This is a genomic window from Snuella lapsa (genome assembly GCF_039539345.1).
Classification (GTDB): domain Bacteria; phylum Bacteroidota; class Bacteroidia; order Flavobacteriales; family Flavobacteriaceae; genus Snuella; species Snuella lapsa.
Genome location: NZ_BAABCY010000003.1, coordinates 1 through 11,383, shown reverse-complemented (window position 1 = coordinate 11,383; position 11,383 = coordinate 1). Strand labels below are relative to the sequence as shown.

Below are 11,383 nucleotides of genomic sequence, written 5' to 3'. Positions count from 1 at the left end.
ATTCATAGAGACACTGTTTTTTCAAAAATAACCCTATTTTTTGAATTATGATGTATTACGGATATTCAAATAAAATTTATAAATATGCAACCGAAAAAACTAAAGCGATTTAAAAAAAATGTCAAAATAAAGATTAGAAATATTTGTTAAACAGTTAAGTAGACTAGACAGTGTATGGTTTTTATAAGTGTATTTGATGCTTCTGTATTTTAAATAAAAAAATGTGTGGATTGTGTTTTTTCGTAGTACGTTTATTACTAAATAAGGTTGTGTTCTGAAAGGTTTATTGGGAGTCCAGTTTTGTATCTTAAAAAATATTCAGGTATTTTAATGCATTCAAAAAAGTAACAAGATGAAGACTTCCTATTGTTTCCTTAAGCACGTTTCTCTTATTCTTATTATAATTCTTTCTATAGTAGCTTGTAAGCCGGAGACGGATTATGATATTGTTGTTTATGGAGGTACTTCTGCTGGCATTGTAGCAGCGGTACAGGCAACACGTATGGGCAAGCGTGTGGTTGTTATAGTGCCAGACAATCATTTGGGAGGTTTAACTACTGGTGGTTTGGGGCAGACGGATATAGGCAACAAACATGTTATAGGAGGTCTTTCGCGGGAATTTTATCAACGTATTGCACAAAAGTACAATACCGTTGAAGCCTGGAAATGGCAAGAACGCAAGGATTATAAAAATCACGGACAGGGCGTTAAAGAAGCATCGGGCACTTCTATGTGGACTTTTGAACCGAAAGTGGGTTCTGAAGTTTTTAACGATATGATTCAAGAGCACGCCATTCACGTTATTTCACATGAGCGGTTGGATTTAAATCAAGGGGTTATTAAGCATCAAGGCGCAATACAAGCCATTATAATGGAATCGGGTAAAAAGATTAGTGGTAAGGTGTTTATTGATGCGACTTACGAAGGGGATTTGATGGCACTTTCGGGGATTCGTTACACTGTTGGAAGGGAAGCAAATGCTGTATACGGTGAAACCCTTAATGGTGTTCAGGTGGTTCATGGTATTTATCATCAGTTTCCAGATGGTGTCGACCCGTATATTGTACAAGGTGATTCGGCCAGTGGCTTGCTTCCGAATGTTAATAAAAGTGCTGGTGACGAAGGTTCTGGCGATGAAAAGGTACAGGGTTATTGTTTTCGTATGTGTCTGACCGATGTACCGGAAAACCGACTGCCTGTTGAAAAGCCCATGGGTTATAATGACAGGGATTATGAGTTGTTGTTCAGAGCTATCGAAGCGGGGTATAACGGGCCATTTTTTATAATGTCGGCGATGCCCAACAGGAAAACGGATTCTAATAATAAAGGACCTTTTTCGTCCGATTTTATAGGCCAGAATTATGACTATCCGAATGCGGATTATAAGGAACGTGAACGCATTATCAAGGCACATGAAGGCTACCAAAAAGGACTGCTTTGGACCCTTTCAAATCACCCACGGGTACCAGAGAAGATTCGAGATGAATTTAGTCGTTGGGGCTTGCCCAAAGATGAATTTGTAAATAATGGTCACTGGACTCCGCAGCTATATATACGAGAAGCCCGACGTATGGTGAGTGATTTTGTGATGACAGAACATCATTGTACCCAGGATTCTATTTCTGCCGATCAATCTGTTGGGATGGGAGCCTATATGATGGATTCGCATCATGTGCAACGTTATGTCGATGCCAACGGGTTCGTTAAAAATGAAGGTGATGTTGAGGTGGGGAACTTTGGACCTTATCCTATTAGCTATAAAGCACTTGTTCCTAAACGGGGTGAATGTTCGAATTTAATTGTGCCAGTGTGTTTATCGGCGTCGCATATTGCCTTTGGTTCCTTGCGTATGGAGCCCGTTTTTATGGTGCTCGGACAATCGGCTGCTACAGCAGCTTGTTTAGCTATAGATGCTGATGCCGACGTACAGGATGTGGACTATAATCTGCTTAAGGATCGTTTGCTTACTGATAAACAAATCTTGCAGCTTGAGTAAATGCTTAATAGTTTGAAGTAGGAAAAATTGTATAAATAATATTTTTGTAATACATTTATTACCAAAATATAGGTATGCTCAAAAAAGTATATGGAAGTGCTGTTTTTGGTGTTGAGGCTACTACGATTACTGTTGAGGTTAATGTTGATTCGGGTATAGGATATCACCTTGTTGGCCTTCCTGATAATGCCATAAAGGAAAGTAACTATCGCATTGCGGCTGCTCTTCAGAATAACGGTTATAAGATTCCAGGAAAAAAATTGACTATTAATATGGCGCCTGCCGATTTACGTAAGGAAGGATCGGCCTATGATTTAACATTGGCAATAGGTATTCTTGCGGCTTCCAGGCAAATAAAGGCAGAACATTTGGAACGCTACTTAATCATGGGAGAGCTGTCGTTGGATGGTAGCTTGCAACCTATAAAGGGAGCCTTGCCGATAGCTATTAAAGCCAGAGAAGAAGGGTTTAAGGGATTTATTTTACCGATCCAGAACGTTAAAGAAGCTGCTATTGTTAGTGATTTAGAAGTGTATGGTGTTAATACAATCAGGCAAGTAATTGATTATTTTGATGAGGGGGAAGCATTGGAACGTACCATTATTAACACGCGTGACGAGTTTTATAAAAGTTTAGACTTTCCGGAATATGATTTTAGTGATGTTAAAGGGCAAGAAGGGATAAAGCGCTGTATGGAAATTGCAGCTGCTGGCGGACACAATATTATTTTGATAGGGCCTCCCGGAGCTGGAAAGACCATGCTGGCAAAGCGGCTTCCTTCTATTTTGCCGCCCATGACCTTGCACGAAGCATTGGAAACCACAAAGATACACTCGGTAGTTGGTAGGGTTAAAGAAGATACGGGACTTATGTCGCAACGCCCGTTTAGAAGTCCACATCATACCATATCGGATGTTGCCTTGGTAGGTGGTGGGGCTTTTCCCCAACCGGGAGAAATATCGCTGTCCCACAATGGTGTACTGTTCCTGGATGAGTTACCGGAGTTTAAGCGGGGCGTACTGGAGGTATTGCGACAGCCCTTGGAAGATAGGGAAGTAACTATATCGCGAGCCAAATTTACAGTAACTTATCCCAGTAGTTTTATGCTGGTTGCGAGTATGAACCCGAGTCCGGGAGGTTATTTTAATGATCCTGATGCACCCGTAACGTCCAGTCCTGCGGAAATGCAACGTTATCTTGGGAAAATTTCAGGACCGTTGTTAGATCGGATCGATATTCACATAGAAGTGACTCCGGTGCCATTTGATAAATTATCTGATACAACAAAAGGAGAGCGTTCGGTAGAAATTAGAAAGCGTGTCACGCAAGCACGGACCATACAAACTGAACGTTTTAAAGATTCAGAGTCTGTTCACTACAATGCACAAATGCATACGAAATACATACGGAGTCATTGTGTGTTGGACGAGACGTCAAAGCAATTACTAAAAACAGCTATGGAGCGCCTAAACCTATCGGCAAGAGCTTATGATCGTATTTTAAAAGTAGCACGTACCATTGCAGACTTAGAAGGTACTGAAGCAATTAATGGAACACACATTAGTGAAGCCATCCAATATAGGAGCTTGGATAGAGAAGGGTGGTTGGGGTGAATTTACTTGATAAATACTCTGAGACGTACCTAGAAATTGAAAAATAATTTCTTGTAAATGGGGTTTGGAGTTAAAAGTGGAAAGTGGAAAGTGGAAAGTTAAAAGTGGAAAGTTGCTGTGTGTTGTTGGTTGTTTTAATGGTAGGGATCCTTCGCTTCGTTGTGCATGACAAGGGGTATGGGTGGGTGTAGTTTTTTTGTTAATTTCAAAGCTAGTCCCAGTATTTAGATCTCATTTATCGGGTAAATCTATTTATTATGCTATTTTTGATACTAATTGACTAACAAACTAATATATTAATAGGTCGTCAGTACCAATAAAAAGCATACTGAATGAAGTTATATGTCTTTCCCATTTTATTATTAAGCGTCTTAATTATTAATTGTAAATCTCCTAAAGAAAAAGAGGATGTTGCAGAAACTGAGCACTCTACCGATGCTGAAAAAGTACCAGTGCTTAATTTAGAGGAAGCCAATCGCCTAGCATCGTTACCGTTGTACTGTATCAATAACGAGTACCCCAATAAATTATCCCAGACTTTAGGGAGTGACGAAGACCTGAAAGCTCCCAGGGAATTGCACCCAGCATTTTATGGTTGTTTCGACTGGCATTCGGCGGTACACGGCCATTGGAGTCTTGTAAGTTTGCTTAAGTCATTTCCTGAACTGGATAATGCTGATAGTATTAGGGGGCGTTTATTGGAAAACATATCGAAAGTACACATAGCGGCAGAGATTAATTATTTTAAGGGTGTGCATAACAAATCGTTTGAGCGTACTTATGGATGGGCATGGTTGTTAAAATTAGCGGAAACACTCCATAATTGGGATGATCCGGTGGCAAGAACCCTGGAAGATAACCTACAGCCATTAACCGATCTTATAGTAGAAAAATACATTACATTTTTACCTAAATTGAATTACCCACAGCGTGTAGGGACGCATACTAACACAGCCTTTGGTTTGTCTTTTGCTTTCGACTATGCAGAGGCAACACAGCATGAAGCCCTAAAAACAGCAATAATAGATAGGGCAAGGTATTTTTATTTAGATGATAAAGACTGTCCATTATCGTGGGAGCCTAGTGGTAGTGATTTTTTATCTCCCTGTTTGGAGGAAGCTGCTTTAATGAAACGCTTATTACCAATAACAGACTTTAGAAATTGGCTGGAAGCTTTTTTGCCACAGCTTAAGGATATAAACTTTAAGTTGGAGCCCGGTGAGGTTTCAGATCGTACCGATGGTCATCTGGTACATTTGGATGGCGTTAATTTTTCGCGGGCCTGGAGTTTGTATAAAATTGCTGAAGGCTTACCAGAGTATACCCATCTAAGAGCGATTGCCAATGGGCATATAAATTATTCCTTGCCAAGTATTGTTGGCGACAGTTATGAAGGCAGTCATTGGTTAGGCAGTTTTGCTATTTATGCTTTGAATTCAGTTACAAACTAAATCCCGATTATATTTATGTGTTTTAAAAGATATTGGTTAGCAGTTCATGTATTTATGTGTTCCGTGTTCGTTTTTGGTCAAAGTATATTGCCTACACCCATGCAAGTAAACGCCACAGACTCTTATTTTACCTTTAAAAAGAAGTTAAACATTGCTTATGATGTGGGAGGAAGTGAATCTGCCCAGTACCTAAGTAAGCGGTTGGAAAATTATCTTAAGGTTAGAACGGTAAATTCAGATAAGGGCGATATTTTGTTGTCCATAACCAAAGAAGAAAACCAATTAGGTGATGAAGGGTATAATTTAAGCGTTTCAGACAACATACGCATTACCGCTAATACCGAAACGGGTTTGTTTTACGGTATACAAAGTTTGTTACAGTTATTACCTGTTGCCGTTCAGGCAAGACAGGATTTTAAGTTAGTTGGCGTTGTTGTTAAAGGCACAGAAGTTATAGACAGGCCCAAGTACAAGTGGCGTAGTTTTATGTTAGATTCCGGCAGGCAATTCCAATCTCCCGAGTTTATAAAGAACTATTTGGATTATATGGCGATGCTTAAAATGAATGTTTTTCATTGGCACTTAACTGAAGGGCAAGGATGGCGGATTGAAATAAAGCAGTATCCTAAACTAACCGAGATAGGATCGAAAGTGGCAAAGGGAAAGGAGCAGCAAGGGTATTATACGCAAGCGGTTATTCGGGATATTGTTGCTTATGCTAAGGCTTTGCATATTGATGTTGTTCCGGAGATCGATGTACCGGGGCATTCGGAAGCAGCTCTTTGTGCTTACCCCGAACTGTCTTGTTTTAATGAGGCGCCAAAATCGGTTATGGCGTTTTCTCCCAATTTATTTTGTGGGGGCAAAGAATCGACCTATACGTTCCTTAAAAACGTTCTTGACGAAGTATGTGATTTGTTCCCTTCTAAGTACATACACCTTGGAGGCGACGAAGCGCCTAAGGGTAACTGGAACAAGTGTCCGCATTGTAAGCAGAAAATAGAGCAAGAAGGCTTGGGAAATGCACACAATTTACAGCTTTATTTTTCATCGCAATTGGCAAGCTATTTAAAAACAAAAAGCAAAAATGTTGTGTTTTGGGGAGATGTGGTTTATCATGACGGAGTAGCACTACCGGATAATGTGGTGATCCAGTGGTGGAACTGGAGAGGGTATAAAGACAAAGCATTGCAAGAAGCTATTAAACGCGGTCATCCTGTTATATGTAATACGAATTATTACACGTATCTTAATTTTCCTTTAACACCTTGGTCCAAGTATCAGGAGAACAGGACTTTTGATATGCGTAAGCTGTATGAGGAGAACCCGAGCGATGTATCCAATCCGCATGACCTCATTTTAGGAATGGGATGCAGTTTATGGACGGATTGGTTTGTACAAGAGTATATGGCTGACAGGCGTGTTTTTCCAAGGATCTATGCCTTAGCAGAGCAGATGTGGCATAAAGGGGATCGGTTGTCCTTTGATGTGTTCTACTCGAAAGTAAAAAACATGTATCCTGTATTGAAGGGACTGGGCATTGATTATGGTCCGGCACTTATGGAAGAAGTACCAGATAATTATAGATGGGAATAAAATGATCTTTTGTTCAGAACATAAGAATACAGGCGAGAACGAAGCCGTTGCGCAGGTTTTCAATTTTTAATTAATGTGAATCTTGTTTAGGGGTTCAAGATGTCTCTTTTAGTAAAATTCTGGAAGAATTTTGTGTTGAGAAGCTTTTTTGGTCGAAAATTTATTTGTTTTCGATACGATTTTTTGCAAAAATCACTCAAACTGATATATAATTTTTTTATCCAAGATTTGTGTTAATTAATTTATTATTAAATGTTTAACTTAAATTTATTCGTGTGAAAAATTGGTTTAAGAATATAGGTCCTGGCCCTCTTGTGGCGGCAGCTTTTATTGGACCGGGAACGGTAACGGTTTGTACCTTGGCAGGTGTGGCTTTTGGCTACCAGTTACTTTGGGCGATGGTACTATCGGTAGTAGCGACCATTGTTTTGCAGGAAATGGCAGCACGTTTGGGAGTTGTTTCTCAACGGGGGCTATCAGAAATTATCAGAGTCGAAACAAGGGTGCCAATCTTTAGGGTATTGGCCATTTTATTGATGCTTTCGGCCATTGTTATTGGTAATGCGGCTTACGAGGCTGGTAATATTAGTGGGGGTGTGCTAGGGTTGGAAACCCTTATTGTAGCACCCAAGTTAACTGTTGGAGCTTTTACCTTTAATGTGTTAAGTATTGTTATAGGGGCTATTGCATTTGGTTTGCTCTATTTGGGTAATTATAAAATACTGGAGAAGGTACTGGTATTTCTTGTGATACTTATGAGTTTGGCATTTTTGATAACAGCCGTAATAACCGCCCCAGATGTTATGGAGATTTTAAAAGGGGCATTGGTGCCTAACTTTCCTGAAAATAGCTTGTTAACCGTTATTGGCTTGGTTGGAACTACGGTTGTACCTTATAATTTGTTTTTACATGCGTCTTTGGTTAAGGAAAAATGGCATAGCAAACAGGATTTAAAATACGCCAGAAAGGACACGTTTGTGGCAGTTGCTTTGGGTGGTTTGGTTTCTATGTCCATTATAGTATCGGCAGCAGCCATAGAAGCAACAGATATTAGCAGTGCTGCCGATTTGGCCAAAGGACTCGAACCTTTGTTTGGACGGTTTGCTAAGTACTTTTTGGCAAGTGGTTTGTTTGCGGCTGGTATTACAAGTGCTATTACGGCACCATTGGCAGCGGCTTATGTGGCCAATGGCTGTTTAGGCTTGGGTGTTGGTATGCGTTCCTGGAAATTTAGAAGTGTTTGGATGGTTGTACTGTTAATGGGGATCGTTTTTTCGTCTTTAGGAATAAAACCTATAGAAATTATTAAGTTTGCACAGGTAGCCAACGGTATTTTATTGCCCATTATAGCCGTATTTTTAATTTGGATTATGAACAAATCCTCTGTTTTAGGGATATATAAAAATAGCTTGAGACAAAACATCATTGGGTTTGTAATACTATTAATTAGTATCTTACTTTCAATAACTAGCCTTAATAAAGTGTTGGGTTTAAATCTGTTTTAGTGAAACATTTAACAATTGATATCAACGCAGATGTAGGTGAAGGCCTAGGTAACGAGTCTGAGTTATTGCCCTTTGTGTCTTCATGCAATATTGCTTGTGGTGGCCATGCGGGCGGTGAAACAACCATGCGCCAAGTGGTAGCCTTGGCCCAAAAGTATGGCGTTAAAGTAGGTGCTCATCCATCGTTTCCGGATAAGGTGAATTTTGGACGTGTGGCGGTAGATATGTCAAGTGTAGCATTGTTTACCAGTGTTAAAGAACAGATTGATACTTTGCTTACTGTTTTAGATGCCATGCATGAGCCTTTACATCATATAAAGCCACATGGGGCTTTGTACAATTTGGCAGCAATTGATGATAAAACAGCCCATGTTATTATAGAGGTTATGAAAAGTATTGCTTTACCTGTTAAATTATACGTGCCTTATCAATCGGTTATTGCCAATTTGGCGGCGAAAAACAATATTCCGGTTTTATATGAAGTCTTTGCGGACAGAAACTATAACGAAGATCTTACCTTGGTTTCCAGAGCCAGTGAAGGAGCCATTATTCATGAACAGGAAGCTGTATTTAAGCATGTGTATGGCATGGTATGCGACCATAAAGTAACTACGCTTAATAGGAAGGAAAGACCCATTAAGGCGGATACTGTTTGTATTCATGGCGATAATCCAGAAGCACTGACTTTAGCTAAGTATTTAAGGACGCAATTAGAGCGTTGTGGTATTGAAATTCATTAAGAGCTCATGCGTTTCGAACTAGTATATAAGCCTTATGGATCGCATGCTATTTTAGTAGAATGGCCAGCCAGCATTTCGGAAACGGTATTGGAGGATATTTTGGCGTTTAAGCAAAAGGTGTTGGAATCCAAAATGCAAGAGGTGTCTGAAGTTACGACGGCCTATCATTCGGTTTTGGTAATTTATGAACTGGGGTATTCTGATTTTAATCGTGAAGTGTCTTTTTTAAAGGAACTTTATGCATTGGAAGTTCCAAGTAAAGCGTTAACCAAAACCTTGTGGCGCATTCCTGTATGTTATGAAACCGAGTTTGCTCCAGATATGGAGGCCTTGGCAAAGGCCAAAAAAATAGCCCGTGAGATTATTGTAAAAAAGCACAGCAGTGCAGTTTATACAGTTTATTTTATTGGGTTTTTACCTGGGTTTTTATACTTGGGTGGTTTGGATACACAGTTGTATATGCCTAGAAAAGCCACTCCAACGTTACGAGTTGAAAAGGGGAGTGTGGCTATTGGGGGTAAGCAAACAGGGGTTTATCCAAGTGTTAGTCCAGGAGGATGGCATGTTATAGGAAATACACCTATTGATTTTTTTGATGTTACTAAAGCTGCTCCTTGTTTTGCGCAGCCGGGCGATCGCATTGTCTTTTATCCGGTGTCTTTAGAAAAATATAATGATATACAAACCTTGGTTAAGGGTGGTGTATACCAATTGGAAAGCGAGGTGTTTAATGGTTAAGGTCTTACGTCCCGGGTTTTATTCTACTATTCAGGATCTTGGCAGGCTGGGAGCTATGCACTATGGTGTACCCCAGTCTGGGGTTATGGACCGTTATGCTACGGGACTGGCCAATATGTTGTTGGGTAATGATGAAACGGCAGCTGTTTTGGAAATGACTATGACGGGATGCGTATTGGCATTTGAAACGGATACCTACATCTGTCTTTCGGGAGCAGACATGTCCCCTAAACTTAATGACCAGATAATTGCATGCCATAAGCCTATCAAAATAATGGCTGGCGATGTTCTGTCGTTTGGTAAGCTTCAGACGGGATTCCGTTGTTATCTGGCGGTATCTGGCGGATTTAAAACCAAAGCAGTGCTCGCGAGCCGGAGCATGTACCAGGGTATTACGAAACAAGCGGTATTGTTGAAGGATGACGAGCTTCCAATTGCTGCAAGTAAGACGCTTAATACAGTGCATCATGCAGGTATACGCCTTAATAGCAAATACCTGTTAGATCCATTACTTCCTGTATATAAAGGGCCGGAATTTGAGCTGTTAACACCGGAACAGCAAAGCTTGTTGTTATCTTTGGATTTTACTATTTCTGCAACCCACAACCGGATGGGGTATCATTTAAAAGAACTACTGCCAAATGTATTGGAGGCCATTATAACTGCTCCGGTACTTCCGGGAACGGTACAGCTTACACCTTCGGGTACATTAATTGTCCTGATGCGCGATTGCCAGACTACGGGCGGTTACCCACGGGTCTTGCAACTCAGTGACATGGCGATGTGTGTTTTAGCACAAAAACTAACGGGACAAACGGTGTGTTTTGAACTTTTATAAGATGCTTAGAACTTGCAGAGCGTGTCGGTTTTGTTTCTAAAAATTATTCTTTTTATTTGGATAGGATTCTGCTTTCTGTTGTTTTATGCAGTTTCTATTGTTTTTGGTAGAAATTGTTGTTTTTGGTCGTCTTTGTTGAAATGCCCCTTTCATACACTATCCATACTTAAGCCATACACTATCTATACAGAAGGCATGGAGTTTGACTCGTCCTGAAATAGCTATACAGGTTAATGAATGAATCCTAGAATAGCTTTACTATGGAGTAAAGGTGAAGTATATATGAAGGAGATATGAAGGAAAGGTGAAGGAAAGGTGAAGGAGTAGCTTTTTTTGACCCTCCCTAAAATAACTATATAAGACAAGGTAGTTATTTAAATTACGATAATATATTACATATTTGTAGGGTTTTGTATATATTTACGTTTTGCAAGTTATAATGAGGAACAAAAGTTCCTCTTATCCGGAAAATAGAGGGGATAAGTAGGATAATAGTTCCACATATAACGAGTTGGGTTTAATGCTGACACTCACTCAGACGCAAGCCATTAGAATGCAAAAACTGACTTTGAAAAGCATAGCGGAAAATAAATTGCTCCGAAACGGACTCTTACTCGGAATTGAAACTCTTTGCGGAAAAAACCAAAGCACAAAACGGACTTAAAACCGTTGGCCTTAACTGATCTGGACGCGGAATATCACTCTTGCGGATTCTGACTCCGACTCTGACTCTGACTGAGAACGGATTAATATGATTAAATCACAGTTTCAAAACAGATGAACTGAATATAATCGGATCCAAAATCTGACAAAAAAAGCACTAAAACCCAACACTGGTAGCCGTTGCGCAAGCCCTTAATTTTCTAAAAACAAGACACAAATAAGCCCTTTTAAGGGCTTTTATTT

The 11,383-nt window shown here is 39.9% G+C and carries 8 protein-coding genes; all 8 read left to right on the top strand.

Going from position 1 to position 11,383, the window contains the following annotated elements:
• The first annotated feature begins 352 nt into the window (after nt 1-352).
• Complete coding sequence (locus ABD792_RS00170; RefSeq protein ID WP_345003662.1) at nt 353-1,996, top strand: FAD-dependent oxidoreductase; 1,644 nt, start codon at nt 353-355, stop codon at nt 1,994-1,996.
• A gap of 74 nt (nt 1,997-2,070) precedes the next feature.
• A complete protein-coding gene (locus tag ABD792_RS00165; protein WP_345003661.1) occupies nt 2,071-3,609 on the top strand; it encodes a YifB family Mg chelatase-like AAA ATPase in 1,539 nt (512 codons plus the stop codon).
• Between the two features lie 332 nt (nt 3,610-3,941).
• Nucleotides 3,942-5,060, top strand: a complete 1,119-nt coding sequence (locus ABD792_RS00160) for a DUF2891 domain-containing protein (protein ID WP_345003659.1) — start codon at nt 3,942-3,944, stop codon at nt 5,058-5,060.
• 15 nt (nt 5,061-5,075) lie between these two features.
• Nucleotides 5,076-6,656, top strand: coding sequence for a beta-N-acetylhexosaminidase (locus tag ABD792_RS00155; RefSeq protein ID WP_345003658.1), 1,581 nt, complete (start codon nt 5,076-5,078; stop codon nt 6,654-6,656).
• 275 nt (nt 6,657-6,931) lie between these two features.
• A complete protein-coding gene (locus ABD792_RS00150; RefSeq protein ID WP_345003657.1) occupies nt 6,932-8,161 on the top strand; it encodes an Nramp family divalent metal transporter in 1,230 nt (409 codons plus the stop codon).
• Nucleotides 8,161-8,901 (top strand): 5-oxoprolinase subunit PxpA, encoded by a 741-nt coding sequence (gene pxpA / locus ABD792_RS00145; RefSeq protein WP_345003656.1) that lies wholly within the window; start codon nt 8,161-8,163, stop codon nt 8,899-8,901. The genes ABD792_RS00150 and pxpA overlap by 1 nt, the downstream gene beginning before the upstream one ends.
• A 6-nt stretch (nt 8,902-8,907) precedes the next feature.
• The gene (pxpB, locus tag ABD792_RS00140; protein ID WP_345003655.1) at nt 8,908-9,639 is read left to right on the top strand and encodes a 5-oxoprolinase subunit PxpB; all 732 of its coding nucleotides are present in this window, start codon (nt 8,908-8,910) and stop codon (nt 9,637-9,639) included.
• Entirely contained in the window at nt 9,575-10,477 is a 903-nt protein-coding gene (locus ABD792_RS00135) for a 5-oxoprolinase subunit C family protein (RefSeq protein WP_345003653.1), read from the top strand. Before pxpB ends, ABD792_RS00135 begins: the two co-directional genes overlap by 65 nt.
• The last annotated feature ends 906 nt before the right edge of the window (nt 10,478-11,383 follow it).